14 protein-coding genes are annotated in these 20,050 nt (G+C 39.5%); 1 reads left to right on the top strand and 13 read right to left on the bottom strand.

Annotation, left to right across the window (positions count from 1 at the left end):
• Positions 1–115 precede the first annotated feature (115 nt).
• From DSM106972_RS24070 to DSM106972_RS24110, 9 genes are all read right to left on the bottom strand, one after another.
• Positions 116–862 (bottom strand): hypothetical protein, encoded by a 747-nt coding sequence (locus DSM106972_RS24070; protein ID WP_127083084.1) that lies wholly within the window; start codon positions 860–862, stop codon positions 116–118.
• An 11-nt stretch (positions 863–873) separates the two neighbouring features.
• Positions 874–2,472, bottom strand: a complete 1,599-nt coding sequence (locus DSM106972_RS24075) for a TrbI/VirB10 family protein (RefSeq protein WP_127083085.1) — start codon at positions 2,470–2,472, stop codon at positions 874–876.
• A 9-nt stretch (positions 2,473–2,481) separates the two neighbouring features.
• On the bottom strand, positions 2,482–3,216 hold the full coding sequence (locus tag DSM106972_RS24080) for a hypothetical protein (RefSeq protein WP_127083086.1): 735 nt from the start codon (positions 3,214–3,216) through the stop codon (positions 2,482–2,484).
• 17 nt (positions 3,217–3,233) lie between these two features.
• Positions 3,234–4,322 (bottom strand): hypothetical protein, encoded by a 1,089-nt coding sequence (locus tag DSM106972_RS24085; protein WP_127083087.1) that lies wholly within the window; start codon positions 4,320–4,322, stop codon positions 3,234–3,236.
• Positions 4,323–4,373: 51 nt separating this feature from the next.
• Positions 4,374–5,198: a hypothetical protein gene (locus DSM106972_RS24090; protein ID WP_127083088.1), complete on the bottom strand. Its 825-nt coding sequence runs from the start codon at positions 5,196–5,198 to the stop codon at positions 4,374–4,376.
• Between the two features lie 263 nt (positions 5,199–5,461).
• Entirely contained in the window at positions 5,462–8,266 is a 2,805-nt protein-coding gene (locus DSM106972_RS24095; RefSeq protein WP_127083089.1) for a putative type IV secretion/conjugal transfer ATPase, read from the bottom strand.
• Positions 8,263–8,616, bottom strand: coding sequence for a hypothetical protein (locus DSM106972_RS24100; protein WP_127083090.1), 354 nt, complete (start codon positions 8,614–8,616; stop codon positions 8,263–8,265). The genes DSM106972_RS24095 and DSM106972_RS24100 overlap by 4 nt, the downstream gene beginning before the upstream one ends.
• A 25-nt stretch (positions 8,617–8,641) precedes the next feature.
• A complete protein-coding gene (locus DSM106972_RS24105) occupies positions 8,642–9,295 on the bottom strand; it encodes a hypothetical protein (RefSeq protein ID WP_127083091.1) in 654 nt (217 codons plus the stop codon).
• A gap of 44 nt (positions 9,296–9,339) precedes the next feature.
• Entirely contained in the window at positions 9,340–10,359 is a 1,020-nt protein-coding gene (locus tag DSM106972_RS24110) for a hypothetical protein (protein WP_127083092.1), read from the bottom strand.
• A gap of 564 nt (positions 10,360–10,923) precedes the next feature.
• Between DSM106972_RS24110 and DSM106972_RS53755 the strand changes: the two genes are divergently transcribed.
• Positions 10,924–12,033, top strand: coding sequence for a DUF6745 domain-containing protein (locus DSM106972_RS53755; protein WP_127083093.1), 1,110 nt, complete (start codon positions 10,924–10,926; stop codon positions 12,031–12,033).
• Between the two features lie 16 nt (positions 12,034–12,049).
• Here the strand turns inward: DSM106972_RS53755 and DSM106972_RS24120 are convergent, their stop codons facing one another.
• From DSM106972_RS24120 to DSM106972_RS24135, 4 genes are all read right to left on the bottom strand, one after another.
• Positions 12,050–13,030, bottom strand: a complete 981-nt coding sequence (locus DSM106972_RS24120; protein ID WP_127083094.1) for a relaxase/mobilization nuclease domain-containing protein — start codon at positions 13,028–13,030, stop codon at positions 12,050–12,052.
• On the bottom strand, positions 13,014–13,397 hold the full coding sequence (locus tag DSM106972_RS24125; RefSeq protein ID WP_127083095.1) for a hypothetical protein: 384 nt from the start codon (positions 13,395–13,397) through the stop codon (positions 13,014–13,016). The genes DSM106972_RS24120 and DSM106972_RS24125 overlap by 17 nt, the downstream gene beginning before the upstream one ends.
• A 1,178-nt stretch (positions 13,398–14,575) precedes the next feature.
• A complete protein-coding gene (locus tag DSM106972_RS24130; RefSeq protein WP_127083096.1) occupies positions 14,576–15,652 on the bottom strand; it encodes a S1C family serine protease in 1,077 nt (358 codons plus the stop codon).
• Positions 15,653–15,811: 159 nt separating this feature from the next.
• The gene (locus DSM106972_RS24135; protein WP_127083097.1) at positions 15,812–19,939 is read right to left on the bottom strand and encodes a WD40 domain-containing protein; all 4,128 of its coding nucleotides are present in this window, start codon (positions 19,937–19,939) and stop codon (positions 15,812–15,814) included.
• Between the last annotated feature and the right edge of the window lie 111 nt (positions 19,940–20,050).

Genomic DNA, 20,050 nt, shown 5'->3' on the forward strand with positions numbered 1-20,050 from the left:
TAAGGGTATTGTTTGCGATAAATTTAGTATTGAGTGAGAACTTTTAACGTTGTATGTATTATTTTTGACTATAAATTTAAGTATTAAAGAAGGGTAAATTACTACGGGATAACATTTACTCACTTGTTGGCATGGGATATGAATTAGGTTTCGGCGCCGGGTTTTTGATGTTGTCTTCGATTCCCAATAATCCTATTTCTGTGAGGACTGGTAAAGGAAGATTGACTTTTTGTGCAATTTCAACCAAAGTTTGGGAAGATGTATTTCGAGCTATTGCTAAAAATTCTCTGACTTTAAATACTATTGGGTCGCGCGTCGGAGCATAGCCAAGTCGTACCGCAGCAACCAAACCACGTTCGATGTCGCTAAGTGTGGCTCGACGAAATGAACCAACTTCCAAGGTTTGCCTTTGCTGCTCAACTCCAGATACTGCTGCTATATCTATAGTGCTGTACTTAGGTAAATTTTCTCCAGCTTGAAGGTTGAAGGTATATAACCGCGCGTTACCATTGGCTGTTTTTGTTTTGACGAATAAGTTAGTAACGCTTGCTGTCGTTAAGTTAGGAAATTGTAATGGCTTGATGCGGCGTAAAAATATAGTTGTTGCTCGACCAGTTTCTAATGGTGTGTCTGTGGCATAAGTAAAGCGGCTGGGGTCTGCCAGAAAAATTTGGGTAATCTGTTCATTAACACTAGAGAAATCGATCGCAGTTGCTCTACCTGTCCAAACTTGAAGATTTATTGCTTTTTCGGTAACGCTTTGACTCGGACTAATTGTTGAGGCGCCTGGTTGTTGTGCATCTACAGAAAAAGAAACTGTAATTAAGCTAAATGTAATAACGCAAAAAATTCCTGTCTTCATTGCTTTATGTCTCAACGTGAAATTTCAAAGAAACTATTGAAAAATATCGAAACTTTTGTTCCCGCAGGTACAATCGCGACGTTAGGACGATTCTCTAGTTCGTTAGAAGTTTTATCCGCGCGCTTGCTCAAGCGTTCCTGCATTGGTTTGAAAAATCCTTCTACCGCTGCTGCCAAAACATCCGGTTTACGGGCGCCAGTTATTATAGTTTGACTGCTAAACCCACCATTATTAACAGTGGTAGAAGATTGAGTTTGGTTTTGGTTAAAAACTTCACCTGCACGACTCGCAGCACCGAGTAAGCCAATCAAAATATCTTGTTGTGCATATGAGGCGCCTCTATCCTCGATTGATTGTGCAATCAGAGGTTTATTGTCTTCGCCTCGGATTAAAATCGCATCCTTGGGAATAGCTTGTTGTTTAACTTGACCGTAACTATCAGTATAAACAATTGCAATAACGCTTTGTTGAACCAGCTTGTTAGCCTTAGATACTGAATCCACTTCTGTAATTAAAATTGCTCCTCTTGGAATTGCGACACGGTTATCAGTTGATAAAACATCTTGCTGTAATCGCACTGCAAACCGACCTTGATTTTTATTTTCAGGCGCCCAAATCATTGGAACTAACACAGAGCCTTGTGCTGTTGTACCAATTTGAACTTGCATAGGTTGTGTAATAGATTCATTAGCAGTTAAAGTCAAGTTTTGATTGCCCGTAAGAGGAGTGCGATTTACAATTCCCCATTCTCCTGGTGTTTGAGTTGTTTGCTGAGTGTTGGTAGTAGGCTCTTTTGAGTCACTAACATAAACAACAGGAATTGTTGCTTGTTTAGTAGTTGCATCTGACACAATTTCTTTAGTGGTATTTACTTGACTAACGTTGGTGGCAATAGGATTTTGGGGTAAAGCTTGTGCTGACTCAGCAGGTTGACTTGCTTCTATCGTTCCATTTGCTACGGTTTGTTGTCCTAAAGTCGCAAGTTCTTTCCATCGCTCGAATGGGTCGATTGGTTTTGGTTTTGTTTGTGTTGAAGTAGCAATAATTTTGGGTTGTATTGTTTTTGGCTGTGGTAAGGGCGTTGGTACTGATACTCGTTCTCTAATAATTCTAGGTGGTGGAGGGTTGATAGTACTAGCTCGTAAAACTGGTGATGGTCTTCTAACAGTTGTGGAAGTAGAGGATTTAGGAGTAATTGGTTTTTGCTGCGGCGCCTTTTCTACACGGCTAGCTTGATTGAGCAATGCTAGTTCTGCTTTCAAACGCGCGGCTTCATCACTAGAACCTTCTGCAAAAACAGATGGTGTAGGTTTTGGAGTGACTATATGTTTTGCAATTTGTTTGGGTGCGAAAAATATTGACCATGCCATCCAACCAAAACCCATTACACCACCTACCAACAAAGCTACTATGGCGCCTCTCACAAGCGGGTTTTCGCTGCTATCTAGGGCTTCTGCTAGTTCTCCATCACGTTGGATTAAATACTCAGTGTCAATTAAAGCAACTTGTTCAGGGTTATATCCAGATATTTCTAATTCTTCCTCTGCTGTTAATTCTTCTTCTAACAATTGGTTGTCAGAATTTTCTTGTAAGCTTTCTTGATGATTCATAAAATATTTTTATTTATTGGGTGTAAATTCAGTAATTTTGGTAATTTCTAAACCTGCGCTTCTAATTGCATACAGTTGTTGTTCAAGAGTTGAAGCATTGGCAGCAAGTGGGGAGGGAATGTCTACTGCTTGCAGGGTAAAAGTGCGGTTAATTGGAATTTCTTCATCTGCACCGCCGGAAAGATTTACGATGACGCGCGTTGCGACCATATCAACTTCCCACTCACCAGTTTTAATTTGTCTCGGCGCCGAAAGGTAGGAAATAATAATCTTAGAGCGGACTTGACCAGCAAATACGCGCGTTGGTGTAATATCAGCCAAAGCTTGTAACGCAGCTTGACGAAACCCATCTTTTCCCGCTTGAATTAAAAACGAACCAAAGTAAGCGTTAGTAGTAATACGCTTACCCTTACCAACATCTCGTCCTTTATCTAGTTCTTTAGTTCCAGGGATAATACCGTCCCAGTTAAAAGTTAACTCAGCCCATTGTCTAACAGTATTTTTGATAACTTCCGGTTGACGGTATAAATAATCTTGCTCAGACATTACCAAAGCATGACCATTTACTAACTGGACGAAAGTAGTTTTTCGTGCAGCTAGTTGATTGACCCTGAAACTCAGAAATAACACAAAGAAAAAGCTTAATAAACTAAAAACAGTCAGCCCAATAAAACATAGGGGTAAGATATCTTTAGAATCAAGTAATATTGATGGTCGCTTAACTCGTTGTAAAGATTTCAACATAAAAAACACAATACTAACTAAATTTTTCCAACTAATCCTGTTGTGACAGCAACTACACCATCAAAAGCTGCATTGACTAAAGCAGGGACTCTACTGTTAATACCTGTATAAAGCGCAACTCCTCCACCGCCTGCAATTAGTAATGCCAAAGCTGGAGCAAAGATACTTATAAACGTTAAAAACGCTAAGTCAGAAGCACTTTGGGCGCCAGCAGCGACAATTACCGTTGCAGCCAAACCGACTACAATGTTGTAACCAAGTTGTACGCCGAACAGAGCAATAAAACCACTAGCCCAAGCCCATATTGGTTTTGAGCCAAGTGGCAATAAACTTAGTCCCAAAGCGATAGGCGCAAAAGTTGCAGTCATAATTAATGCAGCTTCTAAAATGTTGACAAAAGCCCACTGAAGTGCATAGAGAAAGGTAATTAAAATTAGAGAAATTGAAGCACTAAAAACGGCGCCTGGATTTTGTACAAAATTGGTTAACTCCGCAACGGCTTTGCGCGCTTCTTCTAATGGCCCGTTATTTTGTTTTTCTGCCGACGCAAGAATTTGCTCGACTACTGGTCTTTTTTCTTGGAGACAATCTGTAAGAGGTTTACCTGTTTTACCCTGACACTCAGCATAAACAGTAGATATTTGAGTTTTGACGCTTTGAGTCAGGGTAACGTTGGATATTGCACTTTTGAAAGTTGTATCAGCTAATTGAATGTTAAGAACGCCAACAACTTGCTGATGACCAATATTCCGTATTAGGAGAACAGATTGAGAAAGTAAATAGCCATTATTGCCCAAGAATAAAGCAATAACTAGAGGATAAATAAGTGATGCTGCTAATTCTGACCACAAAAACCGCTTTTCTTGATAATCAGAAGCCATTTTAACGGCAAGGAGAATGATACTTAAAGCCGCAAGGGTAGTGCCAAGATTACATAATCCTGCCCATAAGGCGCCAGATGGGTTAATTGCATCTCCCCATGCCTTATTCCACGATTCAACTGTTTGCTTGCTTAGTTCGATACTACTTGTTACCAAAGTAATACCTACTGCTGCATCGGCAGAATTATCAGGTGTAGATTGAGCAATTAAGGTGGGAAATAGCATGGGAGATTAAGAGTTTTACCACAGAGACGCAGAGTACGCAGAGAGAATGTTTTAATTAGATGAATTGCCAAGCACGGTGCCTCCTGGCATTACTAACAACGCTCCTTGGGATATGGCGCAGTTACCACTTGCAATCACACTTTGGCGTTCTCTAGTATTTGCAGCGTTAAGTTCTTGTGCTGTTTGAGCATTTAAAGTTAGCCCAAGCGCTCGGTCTTGTCGCGCTTGCGATGCTTCCTGTAACTGCAAGTTGGCAATAGTAGCGTTGTTTTTTAGCTGTCGAGAGATATTTTGTAGAATGTGTTGTGAGGTATCTGTATTTTGGGAGTCATCTGACATTTGACCAGATTCAAGTTCAGAGTTAGCACTTTGCTCAAGTGTTTCTTTTGATTTATTTTGAGCAGTTTTAGAAAGAGTCTTAAATTGTGCAACGTCAATTGCTCCTATTCTTTCGCTCTGCTTGGCTAAATCTTCACGTATTGCGTATGAGTTGGGTAGATTATTTTCAAGTTTATTGTTATTTTGTCCATCTTCGGGCAAGGCGCCTGTCATTATTTCTCCAACGACTTGACCCAAATCAGGCACTTGGACTGAACCAATTGCATTTTTGACGAGTTGTGTGATACCACCGAAAAAATCACCTCGAAGAAAAGAATGTACATCATTGATAAATCCTTGAATTTGGTTTGATGAGTTTTTGTCGAACGATGCTTCTTCAGTTTGTGTAATGTTACGGTTCTCCGTTGTATCTACAGTTGCTGCGGTGGCTGAGTTGATAAGTGTAAAGCTCAAACTGAAAATAGCTATGCCAATTACAGAAACGCTTTTAATTCTACGTATAAGTAAACGTTTCTTTTTTATTGTTTTTGTGTACATAATAAATTCCTTCATTGATATGGCGCCTTTGTAACAATCTAATTAAGTTTGGTAAATTCTCTCTTCCTACTCCTTCCTTTGTGTCCTACCCTGCGGGAAATCCTCCGGATTACGTGACGAGCGTGGTTTATCCCTCCTAACTCTGTGTTCTCTGCGTCTCTGTGGTAATAATCAATGATATGAATTAGTAGCTTTATGAAACGAACCACAAAGAACACAAAGGGCACAAAGGAAGAGGGAAGAGGGAAGAGGGAATAGTTTTTTTAGACATCTACTAGTTGTTTGTTCTCCTTCAACGCTGTAACGTAAACTTTTGTAAAGGCTTGCAATCCCTGAAGTTGACCTTTAAGAGTATTGGGGTAACGGGCTAAAATTGTGCGACGCGCGTGTCTTTCTTCCTGATTCGTCGCAACTGCTGCTAATGTCATTTCGCTAGGATAAAATCTACACGACCAAAAGCGTCCACCTTTTTCAATTAACCAGCACGAGTATAAGTCTGAGCGACGGGGAAAAAATGATTCAGATGCATTTGGGGCAATAATTTCGCTTGGGTAGGATAAATATTGTTGGAATGATGCAACGGCATTTGAGGTGATGCAACCTGTTAAGCGATAGGTTATGTTTTGCATAATCATGGCAGCGGCTGCTGATTGGCAAATAGTATCGGGGTCTTGACTTGATAGAACAATACTTAAACCGTCTTTACGAGCCGTAGCGCAAAGTTCACCAACCATTGCACTAAAACCATCTTTGCGAAATAGTACTGAAAGCTCGTCACCGATAAATAAGCTTTTAGGGTGGGACAGAGCAACTCGCAAACAAGCAGCTTTGGCTGCAACCGCCATTGTGTATGAATCTTGGTCGTTGCTTAATCCTGTCAAAGCATAAAATTTGACCATTGGCTCAGGGGAAAAGCTGCTTGGTTTACCGATTGCTGCTCCCAAGGGACTTACTAATAGTGCTGCAATTTGGCTGGTTATTTGATTGATGGCTTGGTGGTCAATTGCTTCGGGTTTGAGAATATTCAACCGCGCTCCGGAGCAGAAGCGAGCAAAATCTTTCAATGTTGGTATTTCTTGCCATTGGCTAGATTTCCAACCTTGATTAAATGCTAAATTGTAACGCTCGATAATGTCTGAGTCACTTAAAAACACATCGAGCGCTTGCATCAAAATCGCATCTACTCTCTGTGCTAGGTGAGGAGCATTAAGGCGCCCCATAACTATCACACTCAAAGCATTACGTATAAACGAACGCCAAGATTTCATCCGTGAAGCTCGTTCTTCGCTATCAAACCTCCTTAAGTCTGGTGGTTCCATTAAGTTATTAGAAGCGCGCGATAAATCAAAATAAGCACCCGCATCTCCTAGTAACTCAATGGCTGTTTTAAAAGAACTCTCTCCATCTGCTGCGGGAATATCCATACCAACTACTGGAATACCCTGCGATAAAGCATCGAGCATAAATCGCCATAGTAAAACTGATTTACCTGAACCTGTTTTACCCGTGACTAATGCGTGTTGGGTATGGGTAAATAAGTCTACACAAACAGGTTTACCACCTCGGTTTGTGAGAAATTCAACTCCTTTGGTATCAAGTTCTCTGGGAAGCGTTAGAGGTAATATACCCGCAACCGTTTCGCTCTCCAACACCAGGCGCCTCTCGCTCAAAATTGAACTTGAATGTAATATGCGGCGCCATGTAATAGGCAGAGTTTCCAACCAGATTTGGGAAGCAATGTTTCTCTCACGTACAACTAAAGCAGTGCCAAAGCTGTTACACAGTAAATCACATGCTAAATCTAAACTTTCTGCATTCTCACGGTAAACGAGAAAAACAACAGCACAGTTAAGAGGAACGGCGCCTTTATAAAGTTTCTTTTGTGCATCAAAACTTTCTTCTTGTTTGATTTCGGCGCCGACATCTCGACCACTGCCTTTGAGCAATGCACGTTCTCTAGCAACTTTAGTTTGTTTTGCTTGGCGATGCAGGTTGTCTTCTGTGAGATAGCGGTTAGCTTTAGATATTTCTACAATTGCTTCGGTGTCGCGGATGTGACTTTCGCTCAAAACTTTCCACATCCACAATATTTGTTCCCTGATGCTTATCCAAGCTGTTACGGTATTCGCCATTGTCAGGACACCGCAAACTTTATCTTTAACGTAGACGCGATTTGCAGATTGACGGTGTTCAGGACAAGTACTTCGCCCACGTTCTCCAGTAATTAAAATTGTTGTGGCGTGTTTGCGAGAATTTTGTATTTCTGTGACTTTTACACCGCTATCTTTGTCTTCTGTTAAAACTAGTAGTTGGGGAATAGCTGGAGATGGGGATTTATTGAATCTGCCCCAAAGCCATGACCAAAGCTCAACATCACTTACTGGGCTAATTTCTAACCCTGCTTTTGTGTTGAATAGCATTTCCCACTGAATAAAACCCTCAGTATACGCTTTCATCAACACACGACTAAGAAGTTGTTCCGCGCGCTGCGAGGTTCGACCTGTTACCCCATCTAAAAAGAATCTCCCTCCTTTTCCCAAGTTGTAAATAATTTTAGATAATGGGTCGGTTTTACGCTCTCCAAACTCATCCGCAGTCCAAGTACAAAATACCATAGAACGCCAAATCGACCTGGCGCCAATGCTGGTTAGTTGCTGCACCCTAGCTTGTTCGTTCCGCATCAAAATTGTAGGTAATTTTAAACTGCAAGAATTAGCAAGTTGGTTCAAATGTTCTTGACGTTCACAGTCATTCGAGTAACGACCTAAAAGGAAAGTGCATTTTTCGTTTGAGAGGATAGATTTCATTGCTTCAGAAATTCCAGAAGCAACTGCTATAACTTCTTCAGGATAAAGCTGGTCGTGAGTCCCTTTTAAGTTAAAAGCGAAAACTACCTGAAACAATGTTTCATCTGAGATATCTCCTTTATTGAGCAGAAAGGCGCCAATACTACGGTTATCGCGCTCAATGCGAACCATACAGCAAAGGTCAAGTTCGTTCTCAAAAGGAAGATATGTCACTTTCCCGTGGGGTTCTACTGCATTAATTGGTGGAATTAGGGTTTTCATTGATAATTACTTTTATTCCTTTTTAATTGCTTTCGTTTGGTTACGTTTAGTAGTGGAGATACATATAAAGCGCCACCAGTTGCCCAATTACGTCCTTTTGGTTTGCGAAAGCGATTGATGAATTTATCCGGGTCTTTACCTGTGACAAACCACCAACTCAGAATTAACCAGAAACTGATAGCTGCAACTTTAGGAATTCCCCAACCTAACAATCCATCAAAGATAAAGTAGGAAATTATAATAATCGCAAACCAAGGCAGTATTTGATTTGCTGGCACTGGTCCAAATCCTGCTTGCTTACCTAAAATTTTATTAACTTTGACTACTTCTTTATCTGGGTCTTGTGACATAAGGTTTCTCTAATCTCAAAATTCTTTAAGTTCCGGCGCCACCCGTTCCTCCAGTTCCTCCACCAGTACCATTGCCGATAAATAGAAACGTAATTACGTCAATAATTAGAATGATGCCAATCGCTAAACCTGCTTGAGTGGCAATTGGGCGCCAGTCATTACCTTGTTGGGCTTGGTTATAAGCAAATAATGCTGCTACGCCAACTAAAAGTAGAAATACACCACGAATTGCGTTGAACACAAGTTTTATTGCCTGCGGGTCAATGGCGCCACCTGCACCACCTGTAGAACTTTGTTGGGCAATGTCAGTAAGGAATTGTTCTAAACCGCTTAGAAAAATTGCTTGTGCGGGCATTTCATATATTGATAGGGTGACAGCACACCCCATAATTACGCCTGCAACTTGCCAAAAGCGAATTTTTCTACCAACCAAGCGGTTCAAAAAAGGAGTGAAAACAACTACTTTTTGGAGGCAGTAGAATAATAAACCCAGCAGTAAAATAACCGTGATTAATAAAGGTTCTTTGATTGCTAGGTAAAATATTGTCAATCCTAAAGCTGCTGTTACTCCTATATCACTCCTTGCCCAGGCGCCTGTAATCATTAACAGGAAATTCGTAAAGGTATGCAGATATGGTTTAACTTTTCTGACGTAGAAGTGGTTATAATTTTCACGCATGATTAAGCCGCAGGTAATATTTTTGTGGGGCAACGCATAGATAGTCACATCGAATAGGAAAAACCCTCTCCAGTAATCGCAGTTACTGGAGAAAGCTCTTTTCGCGTGGGTAAGCTAACTTTGTTTAGGAAACGAATTTGGTTTGCGCTAAAATCGCACTGCTCAACATGCCAACGGTCGTACTTAGCATCAATCAAGCTAGCAGCAAACAATTGTTGCATTTCTAGATTTTTGTTTTTCTCAAATCCTTTTAAAGATATAGGTTTTACAATTTCACCTGATGGTGATAGTATGGGTGGCTCAAACTCAAAGCGATATTGTTTACCTCCTTCAGGGTCTTTCCAAATTAACGGTTTTATAGTGGCGCCTGATTTTAGTTCTTCAAACTCGTGAGGTAATACTTGTTGAAACCGTTTAATTACAGCCAATCCAGCAGTATGAACATCTGGCTTATCTTCAGTCTGTAGAGTAGATGCAATCTGTACTCCAGCTTTGAGAGTTAAACCTGTCAACAATAAACCATCAATTTCATGGCGAGACGCTAATTGATGTGCAACACCCTTTAAGGCAGGATTTATCTGATTAAAGTTTGAGGATGGTGATTTGAGAGTTTCTTCAACTTCGGCATCTGGAGTAATGATGCGCTGACCTTCAACTTGTAGTGCAGGTGCAACAACTATTTCACTACTCGATTTTGCAGGAATTGAGAGATGCTGGCTTGGCTTGGATGTTGCCACATCAATCGTTGTCTCTTGTTTGTGCGGTATTATGTCACCGCTTCGTGTGTCTACATTAAGCTGCTGTTGCTTAAAAGGTACAGTCGGGGTAGTTTTATTTGGTTCGCTTTTAAACGAAAAATTAAATCCAGCCAGTTGACTTTCTTCAAAGACTAAATTTATTTGAACCTCTCGACCTTGTTCTGAGCTAACTGCACTTAAAGCAGACTGCACATCTTTAATGGAGCCTAATTCATGTTTATCCTCCAATACTTGGCTTACAACACCGGAAATATAATCTAAATCGTTAGGGTCAGTAATAGATGAGCGATTAACTGCCTCTGCCATGAGGTTAAGCTATCAACTTGTTCTGTGCTTATTTTCCTCTAAATATTCTTGTTGGCACCTAGTCCACAAGACATGTAATTGTTTATCGCTATTGGCATAAATGGCAATGTCTGACTTGCTGCACGCGCAGATAATTAGCAGAAATTATCGAACGGCAATTTTTGCCGTTCGATGACTATGGGCTTTCTCACCACACTGTGTGGTCATTGAATAAAATACAAATGTACTGTCTAATTTTGCGTATTGTGAGCGATTTATGAATCTGACTTTTCACGGTAAGTCCTCAAACCACGAAAACACGTGACTTTTTCCACAGGCTCATTCGCAATAGCTTTGAATTAATGAGAAAATCTAACGTAATAATCAGGGTTAAAGAAACGCTCAAAATGGCGTTTTCCACATAACGTGAAAAGTCAGATTTATGAATGAAGTTGCTAGATGTTATTAAAACCCTCTTACTATGAAGTGCTATTTTATACGATAAATCTAGTAAAAATTTGGTGAGTATACTAAATTAATTATTAGACGCGAAAATCTGTATAATCAAAATAGTATTACAGGTCTATGATACAAGAAAAAATTAATCAACTAACTTTACAGCAAGAAGCTTTGATTCTACAGTATTGCGATAAGTGGAGGAAAGTTGCATTCTCAACAGATAGAATTGATAGACAAAAAGCAATAGAGGCAATTAATCAAGCTTACAAATTTCTAGGTTTATCTAACCCAGAAATAGTTTTTACTGATAATTATAATAATACTAATAAAGTTTGGTTGAGTTTGATAGAAAAGCATTATCCTGGTGTTGATGAAATCATGCATAACATGCCTTATAGGTTATGGAGTGAGCTAATAGGCAAATTACATTACAAAATTCGTGACTGTTTTTCAAGTTATTATATTTACGATAATTTATGGCGTAAGCTTTCAATTGTAGATATAATTGCAAATTTATCTCAAGACTTATATAGTTGGAATTCTAAAATTTCTATTTCTAATGACGCTACCTATTGTAATTTTGTAGACTTTTGTGTTTCTGTATTTGATTTAAATATCTCTGATTATATGGTGCAATGGCATATCTTTCAAAAGGTTGTCAAAAATTGTGGTTATTTCATTCCGGAAGAACGCTTTGTAATCTTTTGCGACCGCCCCATCAAATTGAGCTTTGATAATGACAATCTTCTTCACGCAGAAGGAGAGCCAGCAATAGAATTTGCTGATGAGAGTGGTATTTATGTTCATCACGGCGTAGCGTTACCGCAAAAGTATGGAAAACATCACTCATTAAAATGGCAATCTCAATGGATTTTAGAAGAGAAAAATGCAGAACTACGTCGCTTCTTGATTCAAATAATTGGCTACTCCCGCATTTTGTCAGATTTACAAGTTATCGAGTTAGATTCCTATAAAGAATACACTTTATTAAAAATTAATATTAAGCAAAATAATGGCGTTGATACTAATAACATTGATGTTAATGATGAGGATATTGATTTTGATGTGGATGAAGTTGACGTTGATGATGAAATTATTTATTTGTTAAAAATGACTTGTCCAAGTACAGGACACATCCATGTTTTGCGCGTACCCCCTGAGATGCAATCTGCGCGCGAAGCAATTGAGTGGATAAATTGGGGAATTAATCCAGAAGAATTTGCTGTCCAAACATAAAAATTTACTAGATAAATTATTCAAGCTCTACTCGATTCTCTTTTCCTCGTGGTTGAGGGATTGATTTTTGCTGTTTATCTAGCGTATTCAAGTATAAATTGTAAGGATTGTTTTTAATTTTGCTAATCAAAGCGGCTATTGCTGTTTGATTATTATCTTGGTTATCGTTTTCAATACACGGCGCCAATGCCAGAACATCACGCTTTAAGTTGAAGTCTATACCGCGCGCTACAAGTCCTTTTAAGGTACAAGCCCCACTATTCCTACCCAATTTTCGACCTTGAAATGCTACAGAGTCTACTGAGTAAGAAATTCCCTGTATTTCACCCTCTGTTGTAACTTTGATTTTTGTTTGTATACCTCTTGAAGCCAGCTTCTCTACAAATTTGGTCATTGTTATCCCTGGCTGAATGGTCGCATCGATTACATCCTGAATTTGCTCAACTGCGCTTTTACTTGCTGGCTTATCACGCAGTCCTGCTTCAAAATCTTGCCTCTCACGCATCATGCGTCTTTTTTGACCACATGAAGGCGCCGCGCGTTCTATCTCCCAAGAACATGGCACGGGCGTTAAGCCAAATTCGGATTCTAAATTTCTTAGGACTTTTTCTAGTCTCCGCTTATCCCACCAATCAGATACACATTCTCCATCTATATTTATGCGGCTTGCAGCAATATGTAGGTGAAAGTGGTCGCGGTCATCATGACTGGCTGCAAAATATAGGTTTTTGTCAAAGCCCATGCCCTTCATGGTACCTTTTACAATTTGCTCTAGCTTTTTAGGTTCGGGTTTTTCAGACGGTGCAAAGCTAATACTGATATGGCTAACAGGAGATTGTACTCTAGGGTTGAGACAGCAAGTTGCTGCAAGCTGTTTATAAAAATCTTGGGGAGTTTCTCCCACGAGGTTGGTACAAACAAGCTGTGCTTCTTCTTTTTCTAGAATGTACTTGGTAAGCCCTGCAAAGCCTTTACCTTTCTTAATTTTCCCAATCATCGGTATTTTCTGCCTCGTTGTTGGCGCCGTCTGTTCCCAAAATTAATTGCGCTCGCAGTCTCGAAATCTCTGTTGCTAATTCTTGAAAAGGAATGGGGTTAATAGGTGGTGGCGTTAAACCTTGGTTAATGGCACTTTCTTGAGCTTGGGCAATTTGACTAATGCTTGTACTTATTTTTAACAACTCCCAACAACACTGCCAGTTAGCCTCCGGAATAGTTTTAATGCGGCATCCAGCCATAGAACGTCTGACTAACTCGGCTTTGCTAATGCCTACTTTATCGGCAAGAGCTTGCCAATGCTCCAAAATTTCTTTCGTAAGCAGCATTTCAAACCGGACTATATATTGCTTAGGTTTGACTGGCATCTTAGTTGATAAATTAAATATTTGACAAGCTTGGCAAGTTTTTGTGTATATTGTCTACTTCCAAAAGTAATGTGCCACGATATCGCTATAGACGTGGAACCTTAGCAGGTTTTGACAAGGGCAGACCACGTTTTATCCAAATGCTTAAACAAATTTATAAAATAAGGTGGACAGGAAAGCCCACCTTACTTTTTATCTACTAATCGCAGGTCTTCTTTACCGACCTGAATTTATTATCAATTTGTGCAGCCTATTTAAAGTAGATGATACAGATTTATTCGTGATTTGTGCCTGCTTGCCGTTGGAAGCTTCTGAAGTTGTGCTATAAGCATTTAACAGCATAATGCACAGTAATAAAATCGCAATAGATTTTGTAATTTTGATAAACATAGGGCTGTTTGTTAAGTTGATAATTCCTATCAAACTGCACCTGTAATTGAGTATATATTTGAATAAATTGTAATTTAAATTGAGTTAAGTTGAGATACATTTAAGAGAAATATTTTATTATTAGATGCTGTAGATGACGTGTTTATACAATGCATGTAGAGACGTGATTAAATCGCGTCTCTACAAGATTGCGGGTATGATGCAACAAAATATTTGATTATAGTTTCAGGTTGAAGAAATTTTTGTAGTAATTGACTTTTAAAAATTTTGGAAGTACTGACGGTGTAACTCACAACTTAACATTTTTAGTGAGAACCAAAAATACGGATGTCACCACTGCTTGCTCCATATCAAAACACGGTGCCTTTGAGCAATTATGCTGCATACGTGCGGTAGGGTTTACGTAGTCAAATAATCAAGTTATTTGCTGGACAACTGGCGCCTCAAACCTATTTATTCCCTAGCCAATAACTATGTCAAAAGTGATACAAATTTAAGAGAATATCATTCTTGTTATTCCTAGCCCACCTGCGTGGGATTTGTAAATATAGAGACACCCTTGAGGGTAGGGTGTTGATTATGTTATAATTTAGACATAAATAGCTCATTACAGTACTGTGTTTTGTCGTAAAGCTCAAAACCCTGATTATACAAGCCTTTTACGCTGGCTCCAAGTGACACAAAAACTGTATGAACTTTTTTACAAGCCTTATATACAAAGTAAACACCCTACCTTGAGGGTGCCTAATTGGCGCCAATTGTTATCACCCAATATTTGCCGACATTCATCACCGGTAATTAGCAGCTATTACTTGTTCGCTTTGCTGAATAAATTTATCAACCTCAGAATGGTAAGGGAACAGACGTTTGACCAATTGAAATACCCGCAATGCTTGCGTGTATTTTCCTTGGTTATACAATTGCAGTCCCTCGCGATACTTTTGGTCAATTAATCCTTCTTCATTTGTAATACCCAGCGAAGTCAGAAACTCTTGTACAGTATTGCTGGTAAACAGGAAAACGTGATTATTGCTAAAACCGAAAGTAACTATACCAATAACTTCACCTTGCTCATTGAGTACAGGCCCACCTGAGTTACCAGGGGCAGCAGGTGCGGTAATCTGGATAACAGGCACATTATCTTTGAGGGTTTTAATTGCAGATACTTCACCACTGGTAAAGGTTGCTTCTAAAAGTGATTTTTCATCAAATGCGGTTGATGTTTCAACTAACCCAGGATATCCAACTGCTGTTACTTTATCCAAAAGCTGCACTTTCGATGAATCTGCAAGCTTTAGCACAGGAGCGTTACGAACATTAACCTTGATTATCGAAACATCCTTACCTTCATCAAAAGTGGCGCCTGACTTTAGAATTTGGAAAGGAAGCGATTCTCCATTTGGTAAATTTACTAAGTAAGTAGGTTTTGCTTCAATCCATTTTAACTGCTGCTCAACAGCATCTAAATCTTCACCATCACCTTCTAGCTTAACACCCAGTTCTGTTGCTAAGTATTGCTTGCATTGTTCTGTAGTGATATTTGTAACATGAGCATTAGTAACAATGTAGCCATTGGAGTTGACAAAAAAGCCTGAACCATGACCAAGCATTTTATCTAAATCATATATTTTGCCATTTTTGGGCAAGTATACTTTAGCCTTGCAGCCAATAACAACTCGAACCACAGATGATTTGGTGTTTTCAGCCAGCAAGTTGCCTGCTGACATTTTTTGTGATTGAGTGGAGTTTATTTGCAACTGCTGTACTCTTGGTACTTGAGAATTTGCAGGAGTAATAGGAACTAAAGTAGTGAGTAGAGCAGAGGAAAGAAGTAAAACTTGCAGTTTATTTGTTTGGGGCAGCATAGTATTGTCTTGTTTAACTCGATGATTTCATTAGACACTGCTGCTATTTGAGTTTGGTTTGGAGATATTTGTGTAGTTATTGACTTTTATTGTGTTGAAGTTTTAAAAATTGCATTGGCATTCTCCTTTAACCTTTCCTCTTCCCATTTTTTCCTTCCCTCATTGATTCGGACAAATCTTTTGACGCAATTTATCGCGGTTAGCAAGATAATCTTTTAAATAGTTGCAGCCCCGCGCGAGTAAATCATCTAAATCTAAACTCCATAATTTGATGGTATTGTCCGAACTAGCAGAAGCTAAGGTTTTGCCGTCGGGACTAAACACAACGCTGTTAACCCCTGCTTGATGCCCAATTAGGGAGGCAATTTCTTTTCCCGTAGCAACATTCCACAATTTGATAGTATTATCCGAACTAGCAGAAGCTAAGATTCTGCTGTCGGGACTAAAGACGACGCTGTAGACACTATTTTGATGCCCTATCAAGACAGCCATTTCTTTACGAGTGTTGATATTCCATAATTTGATAGTATTATCTGAAGTCGCAGAAGCTAAGGTTTTGCTGTCGGGACTAAACACAACGCTCCTAACGTTACTTTGATGTCTAGCCAGGGAGGCAATTTCTTTTCCCGTAGCCACATTCCACAATTTAATGGTTCTGTCCCTACTTGCGGATGCTAAGGTTTTGCCGTCGGGACTAAACGCAACACTGTTTACCCAAGATTGATGCCCAGTTAGGGAGGCAATTTCTTTTCCCGTAGCCACATTCCACAATTTGATGGTCTTGTCACCGCCAGCAGACGCTAAGGTTTTACCGTCGGGATTAAACACGACGCTAATAACCATATCTTGATGCCCAATCAGGGAGGCAATTTCTTTTCCTGTAGCCACATTCCATAATTTGATGGTCTTGTCACCACCAGCAGAAGCTAAAGTTTTGCCATCAGGACTAAACACTACACTGGTGACACTAGATTGATGCCCAGTTAAGGAGATAATTTCTTTACCAGTGGCGAGATTCCACAATTTGATGGTCTTGTCACCACTAGCAGAAACTAAGATTTTACCGTCAGGACTAAACACAACGTTAATAATCATATCTTGATGCCCAGTCAGGGAGGCAATTTCTTTTTCTGTGACGAGATTCCACAATTTGATAGTCTTGTCACTACTAGCAGAAGCTAAGGTTTTGCCATCAGGACTAAATACGACGCTGTTGACGCTATATTGATGCCCAGTCAGAGAGCCAATTTCTTTACGAGTGGCGAAATTCCACAATTTGATGGTGTTATCATTACTGGCAGAAGCTAAGGTTTTGCCGTCGGGACTAAATACGACGCTGTTGACACTATCTTGATGCCCAGTTAGAAAGGCAGTCTCTTTACGAGTGGCGAGATCCCACAACTTAATAACCTTGTCCAAACTAGAAGAAGCTAAAGTTTTGCCGTCAGGACTAAACACAACGCTAATAATCATATCTTGATGCCCAGTCAGGGAGGCAATTTCTTTACGAGTGGCGAAATTCCACAATTTGATAGTCTTATCACCACTGGCAGAAGCTAAGGTTTTGCCATCGGGACTAAATACGACGCTGTTGACGCTATCTTGATGCCCAACTAGGGAGGAAATTTCTTTTCCCGTAGCAACATTCCACAATTTGATAATCTTATCACCACTGGCAGAAGCTAAGGTTTTACCATCGGGACTAAATACGACGCTGTTGACGCTATCTTGATGTCCAGCTAGGGAGGCAATTTCTTTTCCCGTGGCAAGATTCCACAATTTGATAGTCTTGTCACCACTAACAGAAGCTAAGGTTTTGCCGTCGGGACTAAACACGACGCTACTAATATAACTTTGATGTCCAGTTAGGGAGGTAATTTCTTTTCCCATCCCCACATCCCACAATTTTATGGTATTGTCCGCACTAGCAGAAGCTAAAGTTTTGCCATCGGGACTAAACACGACGCTGCTGACCCTATCTTGATGTCCTTCTAACTGATTGCGTTCGCGGATGTTTAACAAGATTTCCTGTAAGGTAAATAATGGACTGTAAGCCGGGTAATCAGCCAAAGATTGTTTAGCTTTAACTAAACTTTTCAACTCCCTTCCAGCCCGTATTATTTCAACCAAATTCTTAATTTGCCCTCCTACATAGAACTGACGCAATGTTCTAATTCCCACTTGTTCTAATCGCGTAGCCGTCAGGGCATTTTTGAGTTCTTCTTCTGCATTTTTTCGCTGATTTTCGACAGCTTGTGCTAGTTTTTGTGCTTCTTGTTGCTGCTTTTGTGCTTCTTCTTTTTGTTTGAGAGCGATTTCTTTGTCTCTTAAAGCAATATTAAGGTCTTTCTTCGCTTGTTGTATCTGTTTTAGTGCTTCTTCTTGTCGTTGCTTTGCTACAGTTAATCCATTTTCAGCAATTTTGCGTGCGTTTTCTGCTTGTTGACGCTGTTGTAGAGCTAACTGCGCTTGCTGTTGTGCTTGTTGTCTGTCTCCCTGTGCTTGTTTCGCTGCTTCCTTTGCAGACTTCTCTTTTTCATTTGCTATGTTTAATTTTTGGTCTTTTTGCAGCAAATCTTGCTCTTTATTTTTTACATCCTCAGTCGCTTTTTCTAAATTTTTGTTCGCCGTTTTATATTTATTTTCCTCTTCTTGAGCTTTTAGAGTTGCATTTTTTTCTTTGGCTTGTACTTCTACTAATGCAGCTTCAACTTTTTGTTTTTGGTCAGTAACAGATTGCAGTTCGTTATTTGCATTATTTAGTTTTGAATTAGCTAAACCTTGCTTTTTAAGAGCTTCATCTGCTGTTATCAATCCAGCTAAGGTGCCAATTATAGACAGCGCCAAAAAAACCAAAGCAACAATGCTAATACGAACCTGTTTTTCTGTTTTTCCTTCTGCTTCCGTTAAACGCTGATTAGCTTTTCTCTCTTTCTCAAAAGCCTGATTTTGTCTTTCTTCTGCTTCTGCAACCTTGTAATTTAACTCTGCTTCTTGACTCGTAGATAAAAATCTATAATCAATATCACTCAAGCTTTTTCCACCAGCCCAAACACGAGCAACTTTTAAATCTTCTCCCCGCAACAAATAGGACTCATCCTGGTATCCACTATATTGCCAAGCCTTTAATTTCTCGGTATAGGGACGTAATTTACCTAATTCATTCTTAACCCAATTAATATCAAAGACATTACCATAAATCTGGTTATAAACCTTTAATATCATCTGCTGTTCTACCACCAATCCCGTCAAGCGTAACCTCATCTGCTCTAAACTACCATCAATAGCAATTTCGCTGTGATGTAAAATTTGCTGATATAAACCTAATAATGCTACGGAAATTCGCTCGTTAACTAATATCCTATCTCGAATAGTTTTTAAATGTTCTTCTTTATCTTGAGCTTCCCAATTATCAATAATCCCACTTTTTACTATCCCCTCTACTAAATTCGTAATTTGGAACCTCTCCCCTAACTCATCTCCGACGTGGAGAGGTTTGGAGAGAGTTTTTTTAAGGTTTAGCTTTAACAAATTACAAACCTTCTGTGTCAATAAAGGTTGTCCCCCAGTCCAAGCTAAAACCTCTTCCATCACAGCTTGCGGATTCTCTACCTTACCCTCAAACCCTTTGATTAAAGGCGCCACTTCATCTATTTTAAACCCATAAAGTTGAATCGCACTCCCAATATTAAACGGTGTTCTCTCTTCATCCTTAATTAAATCTGAAGGTGTTGCTACACCAAACAAGGCAAAAGTCAAGCGTTTATACTCAACTTTAAAAGAGCGTTTTTGATAGCAGCTTCTAATTAAAGCGAAAAAGTCATCGGCAGGAAAGTCTAAGCGAAGAATACTGTCAATTTCATCGAGAAAAATTACTATATTTGTCTTAATATTTGGCAGTAATAACTCATCAAAAAGCTTGCCCAAACGTCGCACTGGAGAAATTTCTATAGATTTGTCCCACCATACACCCAATTCTTCTTCTTCAACAAAATTCAACTCCGTTAATAGACTATCAACAATACTTCCATACCACTGTTCAAGGGTAATATCTTGACTACCCAACCCAGAAATATCAATTACAGCACAAGCGAAACCATCAGCTTGTAGCTGTTTCATTGTCCGTACTAACAGACTCGTTTTACCCATCTGCCGGGAGTTAAAAACATAACATAGCTCTCCTGCCTTTAAGCTGTGGTAAAGGTCAGAATCCGCTTGCCGTGTTACATAGCTGGGTGCATCTTCTTCTAAACTGCCACCAACTTTATACTCGTAGTCTCCCGTCATAATTTTGTTTTGAATAAAGAAAAAACTACATCGATACCTATCTTGAGTTTAATTGTTGAAATATTGAGTTCTTATTGAGTTGTAATTTACTTTACCAGATAAATACTTATC

The organism is Dulcicalothrix desertica PCC 7102 (assembly GCF_003991905.1).
Taxonomy (GTDB): domain Bacteria; phylum Cyanobacteriota; class Cyanobacteriia; order Cyanobacteriales; family Nostocaceae; genus Dulcicalothrix; species Dulcicalothrix desertica.

Bases quoted from the DNA above. Each gene is read 5' to 3' on its own strand.
- DSM106972_RS24070 (WP_127083084.1), bottom strand. From the start codon at position 862: ATGAAGACAGGAATTTTTTGCGTTATTACATTTAGCTTAATTACAGTT.
- DSM106972_RS24075 (WP_127083085.1), bottom strand. From the start codon at position 2,472: ATGAATCATCAAGAAAGCTTACAAGAAAATTCTGACAACCAATTGTTA.
- DSM106972_RS24080 (WP_127083086.1), bottom strand. From the start codon at position 3,216: ATGTTGAAATCTTTACAACGAGTTAAGCGACCATCAATATTACTTGAT.
- DSM106972_RS24085 (WP_127083087.1), bottom strand. From the start codon at position 4,322: ATGCTATTTCCCACCTTAATTGCTCAATCTACACCTGATAATTCTGCC.
- DSM106972_RS24090 (WP_127083088.1), bottom strand. From the start codon at position 5,198: ATGTACACAAAAACAATAAAAAAGAAACGTTTACTTATACGTAGAATT.
- DSM106972_RS24095 (WP_127083089.1), bottom strand. From the start codon at position 8,266: ATGAAAACCCTAATTCCACCAATTAATGCAGTAGAACCCCACGGGAAA.
- DSM106972_RS24100 (WP_127083090.1), bottom strand. From the start codon at position 8,616: ATGTCACAAGACCCAGATAAAGAAGTAGTCAAAGTTAATAAAATTTTA.
- DSM106972_RS24105 (WP_127083091.1), bottom strand. From the start codon at position 9,295: ATGCGTGAAAATTATAACCACTTCTACGTCAGAAAAGTTAAACCATAT.
- DSM106972_RS24110 (WP_127083092.1), bottom strand. From the start codon at position 10,359: ATGGCAGAGGCAGTTAATCGCTCATCTATTACTGACCCTAACGATTTA.
- DSM106972_RS53755 (WP_127083093.1), top strand. From the start codon at position 10,924: ATGATACAAGAAAAAATTAATCAACTAACTTTACAGCAAGAAGCTTTG.
- DSM106972_RS24120 (WP_127083094.1), bottom strand. From the start codon at position 13,030: ATGATTGGGAAAATTAAGAAAGGTAAAGGCTTTGCAGGGCTTACCAAG.
- DSM106972_RS24125 (WP_127083095.1), bottom strand. From the start codon at position 13,397: ATGCCAGTCAAACCTAAGCAATATATAGTCCGGTTTGAAATGCTGCTT.
- DSM106972_RS24130 (WP_127083096.1), bottom strand. From the start codon at position 15,652: ATGCTGCCCCAAACAAATAAACTGCAAGTTTTACTTCTTTCCTCTGCT.
- DSM106972_RS24135 (WP_127083097.1), bottom strand. From the start codon at position 19,939: ATGACGGGAGACTACGAGTATAAAGTTGGTGGCAGTTTAGAAGAAGAT.